A 21,424-nucleotide genomic window follows, 5' to 3' on the forward strand; every position below is an offset into this window, starting at 1 on the left:
TGCAAGGTTGCCTGTTGATCTCGGTGACGCGACCTGCGCTCGGAGCCGTGCCGCGCCTCCCGGACCGTCCTCGGGTCAGCGTGCCGAGGTGAGCGTCTCGACCAGGTGCTCCTGCACGTACCCGAGCCAGTCGTAGACGTCGCGGAGTCCCACGCCCGCACCGGCCGCGTACGACTGCTCCTCCGTGGCCGCGTCGACGATGCCGAGCCGGTCGGCGATCGTCAGCCGCAGGTCCGTCAGACAGCGGAGCCAGGCCTGCTCGTCCTCCGGCGTGAAGGCGCCGTCGCGTGCTCCTGTCAGCCACGCGTGCACGGTGGACGCGTTCGTCGTCTTCTGCGCCAGGAGGTCCGACTCGGTCCAGCGCCGGAACTCCGCGCTCGCCTCCGCGTCGTCGCGGTACGCGTCCGGGAACATCCGCGCCGCGACGGGATCCGACGACAGGTCCCCGTCGAACACCTGCTGCAGCTGTTCCGTCAGCGACGTGAGCACGCCGCGCTCGCCGGAGGACATGCCGAGGTGCACACCGTCGGAACGGCGGAAGAACGGGATCACGGCGCCGGTGCCCGGTCGACGGACGCCTGCAGCCCGTAGCCGTGCATGGCCTCGACGTGGGCCTCCATCGCCTCGCGCGGGCCCGTCGCCACGATCGCCCGGCCCTCGTCGTTCACCTGGCGCATGAGGCGCTCCGCCTTCGCCCGGGCGAACCCGAAGTGCTGCTGGAACACGTACGTGACGTAGGACATGAGGTTCACCGGGTCGTCCCACACCACCGTGACCCACGGGGTGTCCGAACGCGTGCTCGTGCGCTCGTCCAGGTCAGGGGACAGCAGGGTCATGGAACCAGGGTGACACGAACCGGCCCGCTCGGTACGATCGTCAGGTCGCGACTGGCGTTGGATGGGTCACCATCGGGGAGCGACACCTGACACGGTGCGCCGCCGTACGCCTGGGCCGCGCCCCACCGTCCACCACGTCGTGCACGCGCGCGACGGACAGACAACGAGGAGTCCCGTGTCCATCACCGATCTGCCCCCCGCAGCGACGCAGTCCACGTTCAACGCCCCGCTGAGCGAGGTCGACCCCGAGATCGCGAAGGTGCTCGAGCAGGAGCTCGGCCGTCAGCGCGACTACCTCGAGATGATCGCCTCCGAGAACTTCGTCCCGCGTGCGGTGCTCGAGTCGCAGGGCTCCGTCCTGACCAACAAGTACGCCGAGGGCTACCCGGGCAAGCGCTACTACGGCGGCTGCGAGTACGTCGACGTCGCGGAGTCCCTCGCCATCGAGCGCGCCAAGAAGCTCTTCGGCGCCGCCTACGCCAACGTCCAGCCGCACTCCGGCGCCACGGCGAACGCCGCGGTCCTGCACGCCATCGCCTCCGCCGGGGACACCATCCTCGGCCTCGAGCTCGCCCACGGTGGTCACCTGACCCACGGCATGAAGCTCAACTTCTCCGGCCGCATCTACAACGCCGTGTCGTACGGCGTCGACCCCGAGACCTTCGAGGTGGACTACGACGACATCCGCGCGAAGGCCGTCGAGCACCAGCCGAAGGTGATCATCGCGGGCTGGTCGGCGTACCCGCGTCAGCTCGACTTCGCGAAGTTCCGTGAGATCGCGGACGAGGTCGGCGCGACCCTCTGGGTGGACATGGCGCACTTCGCCGGGCTCGTCGCCGCCGGTCTGCACCCGTCGCCCGTCCCGCACGCCCACGTCGTCTCGTCGACCGTGCACAAGACGCTCGCCGGTCCCCGCTCGGGCCTGATCCTGTCGAACGACGAGTCGCTCTTCAAGAAGCTCAACTCGGCCGTGTTCCCGGGTCAGCAGGGCGGCCCGCTCATGCACGTGATCGCCGCCAAGGCCACCGCGTTCCTGCTCGCCGGCACGCCGGAGTTCAAGGACCGCCAGGAGCGCACCATCCGCGGTGCGAAGGCCCTCGCGTCGCGCCTCACGCAGCCCGATGCCAAGGCCGCGGGGATCGACGTCCTGACCGGCGGCACCGACGTGCACCTGGTGCTCGTCGACCTGCGCGAGTCCGAGGTCGACGGCAAGCAGGCGGAGGACCTCCTGCACGAGGTCGGCATCACCGTGAACCGCAACTCGGTGCCCTTCGACCCGCGTCCGCCGATGGTCACGTCGGGTGTGCGCATCGGCACATCGGCGCTGGCGACCCGCGGCTTCGGCGACGCCGAGTTCACCGAGGTGGCCGACATCATCGCGCTGACCCTCATGCCGAACCCCGACATCGCAGCGCTCTCGGCCCGGGTGGAGGCCCTGACCGACGCGTTCCCGCTGTACGCGTGAGCGCGGCGCTCCCCCGTGAGCGCTGGGCCGGTGAGGGCACTGCCGTCCGCATCGACGGCACCGCCCTCGCCGCCCGCACGCTCGACGACCTGACGACCCGCATCGACCGGTTGCACGACCACGGCTTCCGGCCGGGCCTCGGCACGATCATGGTGGGCCAGAACCCGGGCTCGGTGTCCTACGTGGCCGGCAAGCACCGCGACTCGGCGCAGATCGGGCTCGACTCGGTCCGCATCGACCTGCCCGAGACGGCGTCGGCCGCGGACATCCGGGCCGCGATCCTGCAGATGAACGACGACCCCCGGGTCACCGCGTTCATCGTGCAGCTGCCGCTGCCGCAGGGCATCGACCCGACCCCGATGCTCGAGCTGATGAACCCGGCGAAGGACGCCGACGGGCTGCACCCGACGAACCTCGGCGAGCTCGTGCTGGCCGTCCCGGGTGGTGCCGGCACGATCGACGCGCCGCTGCCGTGCACCCCGCGGGGCATCGTCGCGATGCTCGAGGCGTACGACGTCCCGATCCGGGGCCAGCACGTCACGATCATCGGCCAGGGGCTGACGGTCGGGCGCCCGCTCGGTCTGCTCCTGACGCGGCTCGAGGCCACCGCGACCCTGACGCACTCCCTGACGGAGGACGTCGCCGCCGAGTGCCGCCGTGCCGACATCATCGTCGCCGCGGCCGGCGTCGCGGGACTCGTGCAGCCGGACTGGGTGAAGCCCGGCGCTGCGGTCATCGACGTGGGCATCACCCGTGTCGTCGACGACACCACCGGCAAGGCGAGGCTCCGGGGCGACGTCGACCCCGCGGTGGCGTCGGTCGCCGGGTACCTGTCGCCGACGCCGGGCGGCGTCGGGCCGATGACCCGCGCGATGCTCATGAAGAACGTGGTCGAGGCCGCCGAGCGCCACCTGCACTGAGCGGGCGCAGGCGGAGGCGGGCTGGCGCGCGCTGGCACTTCACGCGCTCAGCGACACCTCACGCGGCCGACAGGCCGTGAGGTGTCGCTGAGCGCGTGAACCCGGAAGCGTGGCAGGCGCCTCCCACCCGGACTGGAGGCGCGGCTCGGCCCCGCCACGCCCCGCAGGCAGTGCTACGGTCACCGCATGGGGGAGAACGAGGCGGTCTTGTCGGCTCCGGTGATGGCGCCGGAGGGGCGGAAGCTCCGTCCGCGCGCGTGGGGGCTCGTGCTCATCGGCGTGGTCGCGGTGCTGTTCTCGGGCAACACTCTGTGGAGCGCCTCCGCCGGCTACGGCGGGGTCGACGCCGACGGGCACTGGATCGACGACGCTGGCGATCGGGTGTCGGTCGCGCCACCGACCGTAGACGTGCAGGCGCACACGGCCCCGGCCGCCCTGGCCGTCCTGTTGCTCGTGGTCGTCGTCGGCGTGGTGGTCCCGCCCACGCTCGCGCGGTACGGGCGCCCGGCGCTCGGCGACGTCGTCCGATGGACGTCCTACGCGGCCGTTCCGGTGTGCGTCATCGCCGGGGTGCTCGTGTACACGGTCTGGCAGGGGCACGTCGTGATGGACCAGATCGACCACCACGTCCTGGAACCGCACGGTTTCCCGTGGGGCGGCGTCACCGTCACCACCGGACACGAGACCCGATGACGGCTGACGCCCGTGCGCGGCACGGGACGAACCACGAATCCGACGTCGAACCTCGCACGCGGGCGGGTTCGACGTCGTATTCGTGGTTCGACGCTGTCCGAGCGGAGCGCGTCAGTCGCGGCGGGCACCCTGCGCGGCGTGCACGGTGAAGACGTTCGGTTCGCGGTACCCGGCGGCGGCGAAGGCGGACGTGACGGCGTCCGCGATCGCTCTGCGCGCCTCCCGGTCGACCAGCGCGATCGCCGCACCACCGAAACCACCGCCGGTCATCCGAGCCCCGACGGCGCCGTGCGTCATCGCGGTCTCGACCGCCAGGTCGAGTTCGGGCACCGAGATCTCGAAGTCGTCCCGCATCGACGCATGCGACGCGACGAGCAGCTCGCCGATCGCGCGCGGTCCCTGCTCACGGAGCGTGCGGACCGTGTCGAGGACGCGCTGGTCCTCGGTGACCACGTGGCGGACGCGACGGAAGGTCTCGTCGTCGAGGAGCTCCTGCGCCCGGGGCAGGTCCTCGACCGACAGGTCCCGCAGCGCCGACACCCCGAGGGCCTGCGCGCCGCGCTCGCACGAGTCCCGCCGGGCCTTGTAGCCGCCGGTGGCGTGCGCGTGCTCGACCCGGGTGTCGATCACCAGGACCTCGAGGTCGTTCGCCTCGAGCGCCAGGTCCACGACCGCGGTGTCGAGCGTGCGGCAGTCGAGGAAGACGACCGCGTCCTGCTCGCCGAGGAGCGACGCGGACTGGTCCATGATGCCCGTCGGCGCGCCCACCGCGTGGTTCTCCGAGTACTGCCCGACGCGGGCGAGTGCCTTCCGGCTGAGCCCGAGGTCCCAGAGTTCGTCGAAGGCCAGCGCGACACCGCACTCGATCGCGGCGCTCGACGACAGTCCCGCGCCGACCGGCACGTCCGACTCGATGAAGACGTCGAAGCCGGTCTTCCCGGTCAGGTCGGCGCCGGCCTGCTCACGGAGCGCCCAGGCGATGCCGAACACGTAGGCGGACCAGCCGCCCATCCGCGCCGGTTCGAGTTCGTCCAGCGACAGTTCGTGCACGGCGTCGGGCTCGAAGGCCGACGCGACCCGGATCGTCCGGTCGTCACGTTCTGCGATCGACGCGGTGGTGCGACGGTCGATGGCGAACGGGAGCACGTACCCGTCGTTGTAGTCGGTGTGCTCCCCGATCAGGTTGACCCGGCCGGGAGCGGAGTACCGCACCGTCGGCTCGTACCCGTAGACCTGCTGGAACGTCATGCGCGTTCGATCCCTCCTCGGATGAACTCGGCGGCCTGCTCGGGCACGAGGTCCCCGATCCAGGCGCCCATGGCGGCTTCGCTGCCGGCCAGGAACTTCAACTTGCTCGCCGCCCGACGCGGCGAGGTGATCTGCAGCATCAGCCGCACGGTGTCGCGCCCGGTGTGCACGGGCGCCTGGTGCCACGCGGCGATGTACGGCGTCGGGTCGTCGTAGAGCTCGTCGATCCCGCGGGTGAGCCGGAGGTGCATGTGCGCCAGCTCGTCCTTCTCGGCATCCGTGAGCCCGGCGAAGTCCGGCACGTGACGGTGCGGCAGCATGTGGATCTCGATCGGCCAGCGCGCGGCGAACGGCACGAACGCCGTGAAGTGCTCACCGGCGAGGACGACCCGCTCGGAGGCGCGCTCGTTCGCGAGGTGCTGCTCGAACAGGTCCGGGCCGAACCGCTCAATGCTCGCGAGCAGGCGCTGCGTGCGCGGCGTGACGTAGGGGTAGGCGTAGATCTGCCCGTGCGGGTGGTGGAGCGTGACGCCGATGGCCTCGCCCCGGTTCTCGAACGGGAACACCTGCTGGATGCCCGGCATCGCCGACAGCGCGGCGGTCCGGTCCGCCCAGGCTTCGACGACGGTGCGGGCGCGCGACTCGGAGATGGACGCGAAGGACCCGGTGGTCTCCGGCGAGAAGCACACGACCTCGCAGCGGCCGACGCTGCGGAACTGGCGGTTCAGGCCGACCTCGGTGAGGGCTTCGAGCGAGGGCGGTGCGTCGGGCGCTCCGTCCGGGCCGCCGAGCTCGGGGCCGAACGAGGGGGACCGGTTCTCGAAGACGGCGACGTCGTAGCGGCTCGGGATCTCCGACGGGTTCGCCGGCGACTGGGGTGCGAGCGGGTCCTGGTCGGCGGGCGGCAGGAACACCCGGTTCTGCCGGCTCGCCGCGATCGAGACCCATTCGCCGGTCAGGACGTCCTGACGCATGCGGGCCGTCTCGGGCCGCGGGTCGAGGACACGCTCGTCGATCCGGCGCTCGGCCGGCAGCGTCGAGTCCGCGTCGTCGAAGTAGATGAGGTCGCGGCCGTCCGCGAGCTTCGTCACGCGCTTGGTGATCACCGGACCACCCTACTCGCTCTCCGAAGCGTTGCGAAAGGTTCCGTAAGTGCGTGAAACTGGACCGGTGAGCTCTTCTCCGCCGGACGCAGCGCTGCCCGCACCGCTCCGTCACGATCGCATCGTCTCGCTCGTCGAGGGCGCGTCCGGCCTCGTCCGCACCGCCACCCTCGCAGCGGCGCTGGGCACCAGCGAGGTGACGGTCCGGCAGGACCTCACCACCCTCGACCAGGAGGCGCGGATCCGGCGGGTTCGCGGCGGTGCGGTCCGCCTCGGGGCCGGTTCCCGTGAACGTCCGCTCGAGGAGACCGCCGTCGAGCACCAGACCGCGAAGGCAGCGATCGGCCGCGCCGCCGCGGCACTCGTCCGCTCCGGGGAGTGCGTCGTGCTCGACGTCGGGACCACCCCCGCCGCCGTGGCCGCCGCGCTCGTGGCCCGCGAGGACCTCGACGACGTCACCGTCGTCACGAACTCCCTGACCACCGCGCTCGCACTCGAACCCGCGATCCCACGCTTCACCGTGATCGTCACGGGCGGCACGCTCCGCCCGCTGCAGCACTCGCTCGTCGCACCGTTCGCCGACGCGGTCCTGGCCCGTGTCGCCGCCGACGTCGTCTTCCTCGGCGGGACCGGGCTCGACGTCGAGCACGGCCTCACGAACGTGAACCTGCCCGAGACCGAGACGAAGCGGCGACTCGCGGACGCCGCCGGGCGTACGGTCGTGGTCGCGGACGGGTCGAAGTTCGGCCGTGCCCACATCGGGATCGTCCGTGCACTCGAGGACATCGACGTCGTCGTCACCGCCGGCGCCGCAGCCGACGCGGTCGCCCCGATCCGGGCAGCCGGCGTCGAGGTGGTCGTCGCCGACGGTGAGCGGCACCACGACACAGCTGGAAGGAACGACACCGCATGACCGCAGCTCCCACCGGAGGGCAGTACCACCTCCGCCACGCCGGACCCGACGGCGTCGTCGAGGCGATCGTCACCGAGGTCGCCGCCGGCATCCGCGAACTCCGTGTCGCCGGATTCGACCTCACCGAGCCGTTCCCCGTCACGTCGCAGCCGCCCGGGGCCGACGGCATTGTGCTCGCCCCCTGGCCGAACCGCGTGGCCGGTGGCGTCTGGGAACTCGACGGTGCACGGCAGCAGCTCGACATCTCCGAGCCGAAGTACGGCAACGCGTCGCACGGACTGCTGCGCTTCACCCCGTACCGGGTCGTCGACCAGACGGAGTCGTCCGTCCTGCAGGAAGCGACGATCCACCCGCAGCACGGCTGGCCGTTCACCCTCGAGACCCGTGTGCACCACGAACTCGTCGACGACGGCATCCGGGTCACCCACGAGGTCGTGAACCGCTCGGCGTCCCGTGCGCCCTTCGCGATCGGCGCCCACCCGTACCTGCGCGCCGGCGACACCCCGGCGGAGGACCTCGTCGTCACGCTCGACGCCGCCACCGCCTTCACCGTCGACGAGCAGAAGATCCCGAACGGCACCGTGCCGGTGGACGGGACGCCCTACGACCTGCGCGGCGGGGTCCGGGCCGGCGACGCGGACCTCGACACGGCCTACCGGGACGTCGCTCCCGATGCGGACGGTGTCCGGCGCACGACGCTGCACGGACCGGAGGGCGACGGTGTCGAGCTCTGGCAGGACGAGTCGTTCGCGTACGTGCAGGTGTTCACCTCCCGCGAGTTCCCCCGCGGCGACGGGAAGGGGTTGGCCGTGGCGGTCGAGCCGATGACCGCGCCGGCGAACGCGCTCAACTCGGGGGAGGGCCTGCGATGGCTCGAGCCCGACGAGCGGTGGTCCGGCTCGTGGGGGATCCGGCGCGTCTGGTCCTGAGGCGCGGCGCGCCGCGTGGCGTGCAGTGGCCGCGAGTCTCGCGCCCAGCGACGTTCCTCGTGCCTGCGGGCGCGTGATCTGTCGCGCAGCCCGAGTCTCGCCGGTGCCGCGGCGAGACTCGGCGCCGCCGCCGCGAGACTCGGCCGCCCCGCGAGATCTAGCCCCGGTAGCGCGAGTCTCGCGTCCAGCGACGTTTCTCGTGCCCGCGGACGCGTGATCCGTCGCGCAGCCCGAGTCTCGCCGGCGCCGCGGTGAGACTCGGCACCGCTGCCGTGAGACTCGGGCGCGCACGACGAAGGCCGCCCCGGATCGGGGCGGCCTTCGTGCGTTCGGTACGGGAGCGCCGGGTCAGGCGCGGCGCATGCGGAGCGCCTCGACCGCGAGCGACTCGGACGCGTACCGCCCGACCTCCTGCGCCCACGCCGGGTCGTCCCCACGGAGCGCGATGAAGTCCTTGCGCTGACGGCACACGTACCCGAGGACCGCGGTGGCCGTCGCGACCTCGACGAAGTCCTTGCGGATGTGGCGGGTCGTGACCTGCGCGTTGCGGCGGAGCGTGTCGAGCAGCATCTCGTTGCTCATGGACGTGTTGGTCGCTGCTGCGAGCTCGACGATGCGGCGCGCGTCACCGGTGGTGCTGGTCGGCGTGGCTTCGATGGGCTCGATCACGGTGTACCCCGTTCGTTGCTGGTGGTGCGGTGCTGCAGGATTCGTCGGTCGAATCCGGGAACGACACTATCGGCGGCAGGCCAACAAACTGCTGAACGCGGTCTGGACTGAGGACGGGAATCCCCAAGAGTCAGCTGTGGCGGCCTTGTACCCCGATCGGCCGCACTCGAGGGTGGCGCAGGACGGCTCGCACTGCGAGTCCGGCCGCCACGAGGACAGCGACGACGGTGAGGATCGCAGCGACCGCGAACGGGGTCGCTCCGAACGGCGTGGCAGCCGCGAGCTTCCGGAGGCCCTCGACCGAGACCTCCAGGTGGCTGTCCTCGTAGAAGCCCCGGTACGCCACCGTGTACCCGTAGAGCGTCATCGCGATGCTCGCCAGCACGAGGGCCACCCCGACCTTCCGCCGTGACCCGGGCTCGGGCACGAACCGGAGCCAGGCGATCGCGCTGACCACGGCGAGGGCTCCGACGGCGACGAGGTAGTAGCGCCCCTGGATGCCGCCCATCCCCGTCGTGCGGAGGTACGTCGTCCAGTTGTTCTGCACGCCGGACGCGAGGGTCATCAGCGGGAGTGCGATCAGGCACCACGCCACCAGTCGGTTCGGTCCGCGGCGGAACCCCCACACGATCAGGACACCGAGCGCGGTGATCGTGAGCACGTTGATGACGATCGGGCTGGACGGGTACGCCAGCGGACCGTACTGCCCCCAGAAGGAGTTGATCACCCGGTTCCAGAAGGTGTTCGCGAAGCCTCCGACGTCGGGCCCTTCGCCCGGTGCGAACGCCCGGTGCTTCATGGAGGACGGGAGCCCGGCTGGTTGGAGCGTGTGGAACACGAGCACGTTCCGCACCCACCACCACGACGTGAGCGCGACCGGGACGACGAGGGCGACGGCGCCGCGCAGCCACCGTCCGGGGCCTCGCGTGCCGAGCACGGACGCGAGGACGGCGAAGGGCACGAGGGGGAGCGCGGTCGCCTTGCACGCGGCGGCGAGGGAGACCACGAGCACGAGGAGGCCGAACGTCAGCCAGCGCCGATCGCCGGTCAGGACCCGGCAGGCCAGGAGGACGGCGACCGCGCCGAGGATCACGACGGGCGGGTCGTTGCTCGCGCTCGCGCCGATGAAGCCGACCTGCGGGACGAGGAACGCGGCGACGCCGCCGACGATCGCAGCGCGGGGCGAACGAGTCACCCGACGGACGGCGGCCCAGAGCACCAGCGGCAGCGCGGCGACCAGGGCGACGTTCACGAGGCGCATCGTCATCAGCGCGACGTCCCACCGCCGCTCCTCGAAGTGGATGAGTCGCAGGGCCTCCGCCGCCAGGGCGTACCACGTCGGGGGGTGCTGGCTCATCTGGTTCACCGAGCCGTTGCCGGGGTGCGCCGCCAGGAGCGCGTCGATGGACGGACGGTCGGCCGCGGCGACGCTCGCCGACTCCGCCTTCAGCGCGAGAGAAGCGTTGAGGAAGTGCAGCTTCGCGGGGTCGGGCCAGCCGTGGCCGAGCGCGAGCTGCACCACGGCGTCGAAGTGGTTCACCTCGTCGGGGGCGCCGAACGCCGGCGTCAGGAGTGCCCAGAGCACCAAGGAGAACGCGAACGCGACCGTGACGACAGCGATCGTGAGCCATTCACTGCGGCTGACGCGAGGGGGTTCCACGTGGGCCCCGTGGGGCTCGAACCCACGACCCTCGGATTAAAAGTCCGGTGCTCTACCAACTGAGCTAGAGGCCCTCACCCGCAAGGCTAGCGGGTGAGGGCCTCCAGTTCGGAACGGGTTCCGTGTGGTCAGCTGCGCCGACCGGTGAGGGCCCGCAGGAGCCAGGCGATGACCGCGATGATGAGCAGCACGATCCCGACCCACAGCAGGAACTTCAGGCTCGCGGCGAAACCGCCGACGAACAGCAGGATGACCGCGATCACGGCCAGGATGATGAGCAGGGCGTTCATGGAGTGTCCTCTTCTTCACGTCCGGGAGGAGTGCCTCCCTGGCGGAGCACAGTACGCCGGAACGGCCGGTTGCGTTCTCGGCGAACGGGGGACAGGCGGTGTCGCCGGCCGCGCCTACACTGTCGCGGTGCCCCGCGATCACCACCGCCCCGTCCACTTCACCGACCAGGAGTTCGCCGCGATCCAGGGCGGCGAGGACCCCGCCGTCGTGAACCGCGTCGCGCACGAGACGGCGAACGCCCTGTTGCACCGCGTGCGGCAGGACCCGGACCCGGCGGTCGTGGAACGCCTCGTCACCTACACCGACGTGCACGGCATCGACGCGATCGCCGAGCTCTGGGCCCGGGTGGGGGCACACACGCTCCCGGGCGCGCTGTGGCGGATCTACCTCGTCCGGACGGTGATCCGGCAGGCGCCGGAGGAGATCGCCTACCTGTTCGAGCGCGGCACGGAGCGCATCGGCACGATCGACCAGGCGGTCGCCGGCGCCGAGCAGCCGACGGGCCCCGCAGAGATCCTGACGCTGGCGGACCGCATCCTGCAGGGCCTCTACACGGGCGACCTCGCGGTGGCACTCGACCGCGGCGCAGCGTTCTGCCGACTGACCGCCGCCGGTGCGACCGCCGTGGCGGACGAGTCGGAACTCACCGCCGGTGAACGTGCGACGGAGCTGACCACGCGCGCGCTGCGTCTCTCGGAGCTGGCTGCCGACCTGACGGAGGCGGCGGCGCTCTGGCGCCGCGACAGCCTCGACTGAGCAGCCTCCGCGGCGGGCGTGCACCGTGCCTCCAGGCCGGAACGCGTCGCGATCGAGCGGAGCCGTCCGGGCACGAGAAGACCGGGCCGCAGAAGCGCCTCTCGGCGCGAGGCCGCTCGAAGCGGCGAATTTTGGAGCCCGGGGCTTGCTGCGGCCCGGCGACGTTGATTCTACGAGACGCCTGCTGTGCACACGACCCTGTTCACTGTCGGTGGACACGGGCGAGCCCGGGCGTGTGACGCGGAAGAGGGTGAGAACGCCTCCAATCCGACGAGCCGACGGTGCCGAATGACCACTGTGGCGGCCGGAATCGTCCGACACGACGCGAGGGTCCCGTGCGACCCGGTCCGTCCCCTGGCGGTCAATTCCCTGCGGATCACGCGGGGCCCTCGTCCCGCTCCGCAGTGCGTTCCCCGACGCGCGGGTCGGGGAAGACGCAACCGAGAGGAGGGAAACCTGCAATGCTTGCCATCGTGGAACGCGACACCGAGAGCTGGAGCTCACCCGAGCCGGCCCAGGCGTCGCCCGACGACCTCCTCGCCCGGGTGGCGACCGGCGACCAGGCGGCCTTCTCCGAGCTGTACGACGCGCTCTCCGGACGTGTCCTCGGCCTCGTGACGCGCCTCCTCCGGGACCGCGCCCAGTCAGAAGAGGTCACGCAGGAGGTCTTCCTCGAGGTCTGGCAACAGGCCACCCGCTTCGACCGGAAGCGCGGCACGGCCGCGAGCTGGATCCTCACCATGGCGCACCGCCGAGCGGTCGACCGGGTGCGGGCGTCGCAGTCCTCGCACGACCGGGACACCCGGATCGGCATCCGCGACTTCGAGGCCGGCTTCGACCAGGTCTCCGAGTCGGTGGAGATCCGGATCGAGCACGAACGGGTCAGCCGCGCGCTCGCGAAGCTCACCGAGTTCCAGCGCCAGGCCGTGCAACTCGCGTACTACGGCGGCTACTCGCACAGCGAGATGGCCGAACACCTCGGTGTCCCGATCGGCACCGTCAAGACCCGTCTCCGTGACGGGATGATCAGACTCCGCGACGAGATGGGGGTGACGTCATGACCGAACGCCACGACGACCCGGCCCTGCTCACCGGGTCGCACGCCCTCGACGCTCTGTCGGACGACGAGCGCGCCCTGCTCGAGACCACGCTTTCGACCTCGCCGGAGTTGCAGGCCGAGACGGACTCCCTCCGTGAGACCGCCCTGCAGCTCGCCTACGCGGTCACCCCGATCGAGCCGCCGGCGTCGCTCAAGGCGTCGCTGATGGCGCAGATCGCGTCGACTCCGCAGGCGGCTCCGCTCGACGCTGCCACCGACGCGCCGGCCGCTGACACGGCCGCTGACACCACCGTCACGGCCCAGGAGGCGCGACCCGCCCCCGTCACGGACCTCGCCCAGGCGAACGGACCGGCAGCCGCCGCCGCGCGCCGACGGTGGTTCCAGCGCCCGGCGGCAGCCCTGTCCGCCGCAGCCGCGGTGGCCGTGGTGTTCCTCGGCGTCGGACTCGGCGTCGGCACCGCAGTCGCTCCCTCGAACGAGCCCGGACCGGGCACCACGCAGGCGAGCAGCGGTCTCGACCGGATCTACGCCGCGTCGGACTTCAAGCGGAGCACCGCGAAGGTGGCCGGCGGCGGGACGGCCACGGTCGTCTGGTCGACCGAGCTCGGCAAGTCGGCGGTGATCCTCGACGGCGTCCCCGCGGCGCCGGCCGGCAAGACCTACGAGCTCTGGTACATCGGCTCGGAGGGCACCGGCGGCAAGATCAACGCGGCCGGCCTCATGGACGGTGTGTCGTCCGGTGTGCACTCGGCCGTGCTCACGGGCACGATGACGCACGGCGCGACGATCGGCATGACGGTGGAGCCCGCCGGTGGCTCCGCCCAGCCGACGACCACGCCGGTCATGGCGGTTCCCACCACGTCCGCCTGAGCGGTTCGGCGCCGCGTCGCGCCGGGCGTGCGTGCGGGGCGACATCGTCGCTGTCGTACGACGTCGGTGTTGTCGTTCGGCGGCGCTCGCGGAGGGCCGCGCGTGAAAGGGGCGACATTGCCGCTGTCGTACGACGTCGGTGTTGTCGTTCGCAGCCGCCCGCCGGTGGCCTGCGTGCGCAGGAATGTGGCGCGTGCGCAGGGCGACGTTGTCGTTGTCGTACGACGTCGGTGTTGTCGTTCGGCGGCGCCCGCGGAGGGCCGCGCGTGCAAGGGGCGACGTTGTCGTTGTCGTACGACGTCGGTGTTGTCGTTCCGGGGCGCCGCGCCCGCCCCGCCCGCGCACGCGGAAGAGGCCCGGCGCCCGTCCTGTGGGACGTGCACCGGGCCTCCTGGCCGTCCCGTCAGGCGACGGAACGGAAGCCGATCAACCGAAGCGGCCCGAGACGTAGTCCTCGGTGGCCTGCACGGACGGGTTCGAGAAGATCGTCGCGGTGTCGTCGAACTCGATGAGCTTGCCGGGGTGACCGGTACCGGCGATGTTGAAGAACGCCGTCTTGTCGCTCACGCGCGAGGCCTGCTGCATGTTGTGGGTCACGATGACGATCGTGTACTCCTTCTTCAGCTCCTCGATGAGGTCCTCGATCGCGAGGGTCGAGATCGGGTCGAGCGCCGAGCAGGGCTCGTCCATGAGGAGCACGTCCGGCTGCACGGCGATCGCGCGGGCGATGCAGAGGCGCTGCTGCTGGCCGCCGGAGAGGCCCATGCCGGGCTTCTCGAGGCGGTCCTTGACCTCGTTCCACAGGTTCGCGCCCTGCAGGGAGCGCTCGACGATGTCGTCGGCCTCCGAGCGCGTGAGGCGCTTGTTGTTGAGCTTCACGCCCGCGAGGACGTTGTCCTTGATGGACATCGTCGGGAACGGGTTCGGACGCTGGAACACCATGCCGACCTGGCGGCGGACGAGCACCGGGTCGACGCCGGCGCCGTAGAGGTCGTCGCCGTCGATCTTCACGGAACCCTCGACGTACGCGCCGGGGATGACCTCGTGCATGCGGTTGAGCGTGCGGAGGAAGGTGGACTTGCCGCAGCCGGACGGGCCGATGAAGGCGGTGACGGTGCGGGGCTCGATCGTCATGTCGACGCCCTCGACCGCCTTGAACTTCGAGTAGTAGACGTTGAGGCCGTCGACCTCGATGCGCTTGGACACGTGGGACCTTCCGGGGGCTAGCGGGGGAGCTTGGGGGCGAAGAGGCGGGTGATGAAGCGGGCCAGCAGGTTCAGCGCCATCACGATGAGGATGAGCAGGAGCGCAGCGGTCCAGGCCCGGTCGACGAACGGTACCGGGTTGGCGCCCTGCTGCGAGTACTGCGTGTACGCGAACACCGGCAGCGTCATCATCGGGTTCTTGAAGAGGTCGTAGTTCATCGACGCGGTGAAGCCGGCGGTGACGAGCAGCGGGGCCGTCTCACCGATGACGCGGGCGATCGAGAGCATCACACCGGTGGTGATGCCGGCGAGCGACGTGGGGAGGACGACCTTCACGATCGTGAGCCACTTCGGCACGCCGAGGGCGTACGAGGCTTCGCGGAGCTCCATCGGCACGATCTTGAGGACCTCTTCGGTGGAGCGCACGACGATCGGGATCATCAGCACGCTCAGCGCGATCGAACCGACGAGACCGAAGCGGGCACCCGGGCCGAGGAACAGCGCGAACAGCGAGTAGGCGAACAGACCGGCGACGATCGAGGGGATGCCCGTCATGACGTCGACGAAGAAGGTGATGCCCTTCGCGAGCGCGCCCTTGCCGTACTCGACGAGGTAGATCGAGGTGAGCAGACCGATCGGCACCGAGATGAGCGCCGCGAACAGCGTGATCTCGACCGTGCCGATGAGCGCGTGGATCGCGCCGCCGCCCTCGGCGATGACGCCGCGCATCGACTCGGAGAAGAACTGCGCGTCGAAACGGGCGAGACCGTCGGCGAGCACCGTCCAGAGGAGGGAGACGAGCGGCAGCACCGCGATGACGAACGCCGTGATCACGAGCGAGGTGATGAGGCGGTCGACCGCCTTGCGTCCACCCTCGACGATGCGGGAGACGACGACGATGAGCACGTCGAACAGGACGGTGCCGAGGAACAGTGCGGCGACGACGTTGAAGTTCTTCACCGCGCCGCCGGCGTTCAGCAGGGCGAACACGAGGATCAGCGCGACCCACGAGCCGATGAGGAGCAGCCACGGCACCGACTTGTGCAGCTTGCCGTTGGCGTAGACGTTGCCGGCCACGCCGGACTGACGGAGTGCGAGGGACATCGGGTGTTGCACCTCTCAGCTGACCCGCGCGCGGACGATGTACCGCGCGAGCATGTTGATGACCAGGGTGATGACGAAGAGGATCAGGCCCGACGCGACCAGGGCGTTCAGCGCGGTGCCCGAGGCCTCGGCGAACTGCAGGGCGATGTTCGCGGCGATGGTCGAGGGGTTCAGCGACGTGAGGACCTGGAAGGTCACCTTCGTCGAGACCGACAGCACCAGGGCGACGGCCATGGTCTCGCCCAGCGCACGCCCGAGCCCGAGCATGATCGCGGAGACGATGCCGGACTTCGCGAACGGCAGGACCGAGAGGCGGATCATCTCCCACCGCGTCGCGCCGAGGGCGAGCGCCGCCTCCTCGTTGAGGGTCGGGGCCTGCAGGAAGATCTCGCGCATGACGGCCGTCATGATCGGGATCGCCATGACCGCGAGCACGATCGAGGCGGTGAGGATGGTGCGGCCGGTGCCGGTCACCTGGCCGGAGAAGAGCGGGAACCAGCCGAGGTACTCGTTGAGGAACGCGTAGAACGGCTTCACGAACGGCGCCAGCACCACGATGCCCCAGAGGCCGTAGACGACCGACGGCACCGCGGCGAGCAGGTCGATGACGTAGCCGAGCACCGGGGCGAGACGCCGCGGTGCGTAGTGGGAGATGAAGAGGGCGATGCCGATCGAGAGCGGCACGGCGATCACGAGCGCGATGAGCGCTGACCAGACGGTGCCGAAGACGAGCGGACCGACGTAGTCCCAGAAGTTCGTCGCGTTGTTCGGGAGCTCGCTCGCCTTCGCCGTGAGTGCCGGGATGCTCTGCCACACGAGGAAGGCGGCGACCAGCACGAGGACGACGAGGATGAGGCTGCCGGAGATGACCGAGGCTGCGGAGAACACGCGGTCGCCGATGCGGACGACGGCCTTCGGCTTCTTGATGACGGTGGCCCCTTCGCGGGCCGGTGCGGTCGTCATGGGACTCCTGTCGGAGGATCTCCCGTGGTTCGGGAGGTCGGAGTGGGGGAGGGTGTCACGGGCGGTGCCGTGACGGGCGAGTGCCCGGACGCCGGTCGTGTGTGGGTGGGACCGGCGTCCGGGCGCTCAGGGGGACTTACTTGATGGAGGCGACGGCCTTCGCGGCCTTCTCCGACAGGTCGCTCGAGAGGGCGGCCGACTTGGCCTCCTTCGCGGCGGCGTCCTGCGCGTCCTTCGAGACGACGTAGTCGAGGTAGCCCTTCACGAGCTTGCCCTTCTCGGCGTCCTTGTACTCCTGGCACGCGATCGCGTAGGAGACGAGGACCAGCGGCCACGCGTTGTCGGCGGTGTCCGTGCGGTTGATCTCGATCGCGAGGTCGTTGTCCGCGCGGCCGGAGACCGTCTTGGAGTCCGCGACGACGGTGGCGGCACCCTCGGCCGAGATCGTGGTGGCCTTGTCGCCGACCATGAGCTTCGCCTTGTCGAGCGAACCGGCGCCCGAGTCGTCGATGTAGGTGATGGCGTTCGAGGCGCTCGCCATGGACGAGGCGACACCCGAGGTCTTCGCGGCAGCGTCACCGACCTGGTACGGGAAGGTCTGGCTCGGCTCCTTGCCCCAGACGTCCTTCGCGTTCGCGTCGAGGTACTCCGAGAAGTTCTCGGTGGTGCCCGAGTCGTCCGAGCGGTGCACGACGGTGATGTTGGCGTCCGGCAGCTTCGCGTCCTTGTTCAGGGCGGTGATCTGCGAGTCGTTCCACTTGGTGATCTTGCCGGAGAAGATGCCGGCGATCGTCTTCGCGTCGAGCGTGAGGTCCTTGACGCCGTCGACCTTGTAGGCGATCGCGATCGGGGAGATGTAGACCGGGATGTCGATGGCCTTCGAGTCCGCGGCGCACGCAGCGAACTTGCCCGAGAGCTCGTCGTCCGAGAGGGCGGCGTCGGAGCCGGCGAAGTCTGCGGCACCCGAGATGAAGTTCTTGCGGCCGGCACCGGAGCCGTCCGGCGAGTAGTTGACCGTGACGCCGGAAGCGACGTTCTGGAAGCCGGCGGTCCAGGTGGCCTGCGCGGTCTGCTGCGCGGACGAACCCGAGCCGGTCAGCGTGCCGGAGAGCTTCGAGTAGTCCGTGCCCGAGCTCGACGAGGCGGAGGCGCTGTCGCTCGCGCCGCCTTCGTTCGAGGCGCAGGAGGACAGCGCGACGGCGCCGACGATCGCGATCGCCGCGACCGTGCCGATTCGCTTGATGTTCACAGGGGTCCCTTCGGGAATGTCAGTGCAGGTTGGGACCGCTGCTGGTCCCGCGGGCCGGTGCTGACCCGGGAGCGACTGTAGGGACGCGAGGTGACGGGGATCACGCACGCCGGTGAACGGAAGGTGAACGAGGGGTTGTGCCGGTCGAGGCGGCGTGCGCTCGCCGTCGGACGGGTGCAGGATCGGGGGCATCGTGCTTCGGCGCGGCTCATGCAGATGCATGGGTCGCGGCGGGCCTGGAGGCGCGGCGCGGGTCCCGCAGACGCGGCTCGGTCCTGACGGCGCGGCCCAGGGTCCTGGAGGCGCGACACACGTCTCGGGGACGCGCCCTCGTCGCCGCGACACGGGTCGCTGCGCCGGGTGCGTGCCTACGCGGAGATCGGGTTGCGGTGGGTCTCGACGGCGACGAGTCGGCCGTCGGCGATGTGCATGACGGCGAAGTCGCCCACGGAGAGCATGGCGGCGCGGCGGAGGTCGAATCGGCCGCTGTCGTCCGCTGTCGCGGTCGCGATGCGGGCGATGATGTCCGGCAGCACGGGCCCGTGTGAGCACAGGACCGTCGACTTCGCCTTCTCGAGGCGCTTCTGCACGACGCCCTTGACGTTCGCCGCGCCCTGGTCGTGGGCGTCCTGGCTGATGTCCGGCGTGCTCGAGACGCCGAGCCGGGTCCGGGCCGACAGGGGCTCGACCGTCGCGAGGCACCGGGCCGCCGTGCTGCTGACGATCTTCTTCGGACCGAACGCGGCGACGGGGGCCGCGACCGCCTTCGCCTGGGACCGGCCGACGGGCAGCAGCGGGCGGGTGGCGTCCGGGCCGTCCCAGTCCGAGCCGGGCACGGTCTTCGCGTGACGGAGGGCGATGAGGGCGAACGTGCGGTGTTCCCCGGCGGCGACGCGCTCGGCGAAGCGGTCGAGGATCGCGACGTCCCGCTCGTACGTCAGGCGACCGCGGGCGTCGTCGAGCGTCACCCACTCGACCGACGCGACCTCGTCGTTGGGTCGGAACGCGCCGGCCCGGTCGTACTCCTTCGAGGAGACCCGCGCGGACCAGTAGTGCACGACCTTGTCGCGGCCGCTCGGCAACACGTACTCCGCCACGCCGAGCGGTGCCCCGAGGTGCACCCGGTACCCGGTCTCCTCGTCGATCTCGCGCACCGCGGCCGTCGGGACGCTCTCGCCCGGGTCGACCTTGCCCTTGGGGAACGAGACGTCCTTGTGGTGGTCCCGGTGGATGAGCAGCACGAGCGGCACGCCGTCCTGTTCACGCCAGACGACGGCGCCCGCGGCGACGACCGGCCCTGAGGAGCCGCCGCTCACCGAGTGGAGCGCTTCCGCGCCGAGATCTTCCGCATGAGGACATTCTGCACGTCGTCGAGCGGCCGGCCGTCGTCGTCGGTCGAGTGGCGCGTCCATTCGCCGTCCGACTCGAGGTGCCACGAGCTCGTGGTGTCCGCCATCGCGAGGTCGAACATCTCCTCGATCTCGTTCACGTGCGCGGGGTCGGACAGCCGCACGAGGGCCTCGACGCGACGATCGAGGTTGCGGTGCATCATGTCCGCCGAACCGATGAACACGACCGGGTCGCCGTCGTTGTGGAACGCGAACGCACGGGAGTGCTCGAGGTACCGACCGACGACGCTGCGCACCCGGATCGTGTCGCTGACGCCTTCCATGCCCGGCTTGAGGGAGCAGATGCCGCGCACCCAGACGTCGATCGGCACGCCCGCCTGGCTGGCGAGGTAGAGCGCGTCGATGATCTGCTCGTCGACCATCGAGTTGACCTTGATCCGGATGCCCGAGGGCTTGCCGGCACGCGCGTTCTCCGCTTCCGCCTGGATCCGCTTCACCAGGCCCTTGCGGAGGTGCAGCGGCGCGACGAGCAGGCGCTTGAACTTCTTCTCGATCGCGTAGCCCGACAGCTCGTTGAACAGGCGGGTGAGGTCCTTGCCGACCGTGTCGTCCGAGGTGAACAGGCCCATGTCCTCGTAGATGCGCGAGGTCTTCGGGTTGTAGTTGCCCGTGCCGATGTGGCTGTAGTGCTTGAGGGTGCCGCCTTCCTGGCGGATGACGAGCACGAGCTTCGAGTGCGTCTTCAGCCCGACCAGGCCGTAGACGACGTGCACGCCGGCCTTCTCGAGCTTGCGGGCCCAGGTGATGTTGTTCTGCTCGTCGAAGCGTGCCTTGATCTCCACCAGCGCCAGCACCTGCTTGCCGGCCGCCGCGGCGTCGATCAGCGCCTCGACGATGGGGCTGTCGCCGGAGGTCCGGTACAGCGTCTGCTTGATGGCGAGCACGTTCGGGTCGGCCGCAGCCTGCTCGAGGAACGCCTGCACGCTCGTCGCGAACGACTCGTACGGGTGGTGCACGAGGACGTCCTTCGACGCGATCGCGCGGAAGAGGTCGGGCTTGGTGTTCGGTTCGCCCGGCTGGAACTGCACGGGCGTCGTCGGCACGTGCTTCGGGTAGTGGAGGTCCGGCCGCGAGATCTTCGCGATCTCGAACAGGCCACCGAGGTCGAGCGGCGAGGGCAGCCGGAAGACCTCCTGCTCGGTGATGTCGAGCTCGCGCACGAGCAGGTCGAGGGTCACCGGGTCCATGTCCTCGGTGATCTCGAGTCGGATCGGCGGACCGAAGCGCCGGCGGAGCAGCTCGCGCTCGAGTGCCTGGATGAGGTTCTCGGCCTCGTCCTCCTCGATCTCGACGTCCTCGTTGCGGGTGACCCGGAACACGTGGTGCTCGAGGACCTCCATCCCCGGGAAGAGGTCGTCGAGGTGGTTCGCGATGAGGTCTTCGAGCGGGATGAAGCGCAGGCGACCGGAGTCGTCGTCCGGCAGCTTGATGAAGCGCGAGAAGTTCTGCGGCACCTTGAGGCGCGCGAACTCCTGCCGCTGCGACTTCGGGTTGCGGACCCGCACCGCGAGGTTGAGCGAGAGTCCGGAGATGTACGGGAACGGGTGCGCCGGGTCCACCGCGAGGGGCATGAGCACCGGGAAGATCTGCTCGTTGAAGTACTCGCGCATCCGGAGTCGGTCCGCCTCGTCGAGGTCCGACCAGTGCTCGATGTGGATGCCGGCGGCGTCGAGGTCGGGCTTGAGCGACCCGATGAAGGCGTGCGCGTGGCGGTCCTGCAGCTCGTGCGCCTTCGCTGCGATGTCGCGCAGGACGTCGCTCGGGGCCCGGCCGACGTTCGTGGGCACGGCGATCCCGGTGTCGATGCGGCGCTTCAGCCCGGCCACCCGGACCATGAAGAACTCGTCGAGGTTGGAGGCGAAGATCGCCAGGAAGTTCGCCCGCTCGAGCAGCGGCTGCGTGCGGTCCTCACCGAGTTCCAGCACGCGTTGGTTGAACCGGAGCCAGCTGAGCTCACGGTCGAAGTAGCGGTCCGTGGGCAGCGACTCATGCTCGATCTCGATGACCTCGTCGAAGTCGTCGAGGTCCGGTGCGACGGAGTCGCCGTCGAGCTGCGGTTCGGTGTCCATGCCCACATCCTG

General features: G+C 70.5%; 21 protein-coding genes, 1 tRNA gene and 1 riboswitch. Of the genes, 8 read left to right on the forward strand and 14 right to left on the reverse strand.

Features of this window, described 5'->3' with window-relative positions; translation table 11 throughout:
• Positions 1-75 precede the first annotated feature (75 nt).
• Positions 76-552 (reverse strand): DUF2017 family protein, encoded by a 477-nt coding sequence (locus ACTJKO_RS07310; RefSeq protein ID WP_440687197.1) that lies wholly within the window; start codon positions 550-552, stop codon positions 76-78.
• Entirely contained in the window at positions 549-836 is a 288-nt protein-coding gene (gene clpS, locus ACTJKO_RS07315) for an ATP-dependent Clp protease adapter ClpS (protein WP_440687198.1), read from the reverse strand. Before clpS ends, ACTJKO_RS07310 begins: the two co-directional genes overlap by 4 nt.
• A 37-nt stretch (positions 837-873) precedes the next feature.
• Positions 874-959: riboswitch (ZMP/ZTP riboswitch) on the forward strand.
• 58 nt (positions 960-1,017) lie between these two features.
• Between clpS and glyA the strand changes: the two genes are divergently transcribed.
• From glyA to ACTJKO_RS07330, 3 genes are all read left to right on the forward strand, one after another.
• Positions 1,018-2,301, forward strand: coding sequence for a serine hydroxymethyltransferase (gene glyA / locus ACTJKO_RS07320; RefSeq protein WP_440687620.1), 1,284 nt, complete (start codon positions 1,018-1,020; stop codon positions 2,299-2,301).
• The gene (locus ACTJKO_RS07325; RefSeq protein ID WP_440687200.1) at positions 2,298-3,221 is read left to right on the forward strand and encodes a tetrahydrofolate dehydrogenase/cyclohydrolase catalytic domain-containing protein; all 924 of its coding nucleotides are present in this window, start codon (positions 2,298-2,300) and stop codon (positions 3,219-3,221) included. The genes glyA and ACTJKO_RS07325 overlap by 4 nt, the downstream gene beginning before the upstream one ends.
• 186 nt (positions 3,222-3,407) lie before the next feature.
• On the forward strand, positions 3,408-3,914 hold the full coding sequence (locus ACTJKO_RS07330) for a hypothetical protein (RefSeq protein WP_440687202.1): 507 nt from the start codon (positions 3,408-3,410) through the stop codon (positions 3,912-3,914).
• Positions 3,915-4,025: 111 nt separating this feature from the next.
• Here ACTJKO_RS07330 and galK read toward each other — a convergent pair whose 3' ends face one another.
• Together galK and galT are read right to left on the reverse strand one after the other, a co-directional pair.
• Positions 4,026-5,162: a galactokinase gene (gene galK, locus ACTJKO_RS07335; protein ID WP_440687204.1), complete on the reverse strand. Its 1,137-nt coding sequence runs from the start codon at positions 5,160-5,162 to the stop codon at positions 4,026-4,028.
• Positions 5,159-6,268, reverse strand: a complete 1,110-nt coding sequence (gene galT / locus ACTJKO_RS07340; protein ID WP_440687206.1) for a galactose-1-phosphate uridylyltransferase — start codon at positions 6,266-6,268, stop codon at positions 5,159-5,161. Before galT ends, galK begins: the two co-directional genes overlap by 4 nt.
• Positions 6,269-6,332: 64 nt before the next feature.
• On the opposite strand from galT, the gene ACTJKO_RS07345 reads away from it, so the two are divergent.
• Entirely contained in the window at positions 6,333-7,178 is an 846-nt protein-coding gene (locus ACTJKO_RS07345) for a DeoR/GlpR family DNA-binding transcription regulator (protein WP_440687208.1), read from the forward strand.
• On the forward strand, positions 7,175-8,107 hold the full coding sequence (locus tag ACTJKO_RS07350; protein WP_440687210.1) for an aldose 1-epimerase family protein: 933 nt from the start codon (positions 7,175-7,177) through the stop codon (positions 8,105-8,107). The genes ACTJKO_RS07345 and ACTJKO_RS07350 overlap by 4 nt, the downstream gene beginning before the upstream one ends.
• A 348-nt stretch (positions 8,108-8,455) precedes the next feature.
• Here the strand turns inward: ACTJKO_RS07350 and ACTJKO_RS07355 are convergent, their stop codons facing one another.
• The 4 genes from ACTJKO_RS07355 to ACTJKO_RS07370 form a co-directional block, all read right to left on the reverse strand.
• Positions 8,456-8,776 (reverse strand): hypothetical protein, encoded by a 321-nt coding sequence (locus ACTJKO_RS07355; protein ID WP_440687212.1) that lies wholly within the window; start codon positions 8,774-8,776, stop codon positions 8,456-8,458.
• A 130-nt stretch (positions 8,777-8,906) separates the two neighbouring features.
• Positions 8,907-10,436: a DUF2142 domain-containing protein gene (locus ACTJKO_RS07360; protein ID WP_440687214.1), complete on the reverse strand. Its 1,530-nt coding sequence runs from the start codon at positions 10,434-10,436 to the stop codon at positions 8,907-8,909.
• A gap of 1 nt (position 10,437) precedes the next feature.
• Positions 10,438-10,510: transfer RNA gene (locus tag ACTJKO_RS07365), tRNA-Lys, on the reverse strand.
• Between the two features lie 54 nt (positions 10,511-10,564).
• A complete protein-coding gene (locus ACTJKO_RS07370; RefSeq protein WP_440687216.1) occupies positions 10,565-10,726 on the reverse strand; it encodes a hypothetical protein in 162 nt (53 codons plus the stop codon).
• Positions 10,727-10,853: 127 nt separating this feature from the next.
• On the opposite strand from ACTJKO_RS07370, the gene ACTJKO_RS07375 reads away from it, so the two are divergent.
• From ACTJKO_RS07375 to ACTJKO_RS07385, 3 genes are all read left to right on the forward strand, one after another.
• On the forward strand, positions 10,854-11,483 hold the full coding sequence (locus ACTJKO_RS07375; protein ID WP_440687218.1) for a DNA-directed RNA polymerase subunit beta: 630 nt from the start codon (positions 10,854-10,856) through the stop codon (positions 11,481-11,483).
• A 461-nt stretch (positions 11,484-11,944) separates the two neighbouring features.
• Entirely contained in the window at positions 11,945-12,544 is a 600-nt protein-coding gene (locus tag ACTJKO_RS07380; protein ID WP_440687219.1) for a sigma-70 family RNA polymerase sigma factor, read from the forward strand.
• Positions 12,541-13,413, forward strand: coding sequence for an anti-sigma factor (locus tag ACTJKO_RS07385; RefSeq protein WP_440687221.1), 873 nt, complete (start codon positions 12,541-12,543; stop codon positions 13,411-13,413). The genes ACTJKO_RS07380 and ACTJKO_RS07385 overlap by 4 nt, the downstream gene beginning before the upstream one ends.
• A 426-nt stretch (positions 13,414-13,839) precedes the next feature.
• On the opposite strand, the gene pstB is transcribed toward ACTJKO_RS07385, so the two are convergent.
• The 6 genes from pstB to ACTJKO_RS07415 all read right to left on the reverse strand — a co-directional run bounded on the left by pstB (position 13,840) and on the right by ACTJKO_RS07415 (position 21,412).
• Positions 13,840-14,619, reverse strand: coding sequence for a phosphate ABC transporter ATP-binding protein PstB (gene pstB, locus ACTJKO_RS07390; RefSeq protein ID WP_440687223.1), 780 nt, complete (start codon positions 14,617-14,619; stop codon positions 13,840-13,842).
• Between the two features lie 17 nt (positions 14,620-14,636).
• On the reverse strand, positions 14,637-15,722 hold the full coding sequence (gene pstA, locus ACTJKO_RS07395; protein WP_440687225.1) for a phosphate ABC transporter permease PstA: 1,086 nt from the start codon (positions 15,720-15,722) through the stop codon (positions 14,637-14,639).
• A 15-nt stretch (positions 15,723-15,737) separates the two neighbouring features.
• Positions 15,738-16,685 (reverse strand): phosphate ABC transporter permease subunit PstC, encoded by a 948-nt coding sequence (gene pstC / locus ACTJKO_RS07400; protein WP_440687227.1) that lies wholly within the window; start codon positions 16,683-16,685, stop codon positions 15,738-15,740.
• Between the two features lie 136 nt (positions 16,686-16,821).
• Positions 16,822-17,934, reverse strand: a complete 1,113-nt coding sequence (gene pstS, locus ACTJKO_RS07405; RefSeq protein WP_440687229.1) for a phosphate ABC transporter substrate-binding protein PstS — start codon at positions 17,932-17,934, stop codon at positions 16,822-16,824.
• A gap of 368 nt (positions 17,935-18,302) precedes the next feature.
• Positions 18,303-19,250 carry an NUDIX hydrolase gene (locus ACTJKO_RS07410; RefSeq protein WP_440687231.1) on the reverse strand — a complete coding sequence of 316 codons (948 nt, stop codon included), beginning with the start codon at positions 19,248-19,250 and terminating at the stop codon, positions 18,303-18,305.
• Positions 19,247-21,412, reverse strand: a complete 2,166-nt coding sequence (locus ACTJKO_RS07415; protein WP_440687233.1) for an RNA degradosome polyphosphate kinase — start codon at positions 21,410-21,412, stop codon at positions 19,247-19,249. The genes ACTJKO_RS07410 and ACTJKO_RS07415 overlap by 4 nt, the downstream gene beginning before the upstream one ends.
• Positions 21,413-21,424: the final 12 nt, after the last annotated feature.

The organism is Curtobacterium sp. 22159 (assembly GCF_052045775.1).
GTDB lineage: Bacteria > Actinomycetota > Actinomycetes > Actinomycetales > Microbacteriaceae > Curtobacterium.

Bases quoted from the DNA above. Each gene is read 5' to 3' on its own strand.
- ACTJKO_RS07370 (WP_440687216.1), bottom strand. From the start codon at position 10,726: ATGAACGCCCTGCTCATCATCCTGGCCGTGATCGCGGTCATCCTGCTG.
- ACTJKO_RS07380 (WP_440687219.1), top strand. From the start codon at position 11,945: ATGCTTGCCATCGTGGAACGCGACACCGAGAGCTGGAGCTCACCCGAG.
- pstA (WP_440687225.1), bottom strand. From the start codon at position 15,722: ATGTCCCTCGCACTCCGTCAGTCCGGCGTGGCCGGCAACGTCTACGCC.
- ACTJKO_RS07350 (WP_440687210.1), top strand. From the start codon at position 7,175: ATGACCGCAGCTCCCACCGGAGGGCAGTACCACCTCCGCCACGCCGGA.
- pstC (WP_440687227.1), bottom strand. From the start codon at position 16,685: ATGACGACCGCACCGGCCCGCGAAGGGGCCACCGTCATCAAGAAGCCG.
- clpS (WP_440687198.1), bottom strand. From the start codon at position 836: ATGACCCTGCTGTCCCCTGACCTGGACGAGCGCACGAGCACGCGTTCG.
- galK (WP_440687204.1), bottom strand. From the start codon at position 5,162: ATGACGTTCCAGCAGGTCTACGGGTACGAGCCGACGGTGCGGTACTCC.
- ACTJKO_RS07330 (WP_440687202.1), top strand. From the start codon at position 3,408: ATGGGGGAGAACGAGGCGGTCTTGTCGGCTCCGGTGATGGCGCCGGAG.
- ACTJKO_RS07415 (WP_440687233.1), bottom strand. From the start codon at position 21,412: ATGGACACCGAACCGCAGCTCGACGGCGACTCCGTCGCACCGGACCTC.
- ACTJKO_RS07385 (WP_440687221.1), top strand. From the start codon at position 12,541: ATGACCGAACGCCACGACGACCCGGCCCTGCTCACCGGGTCGCACGCC.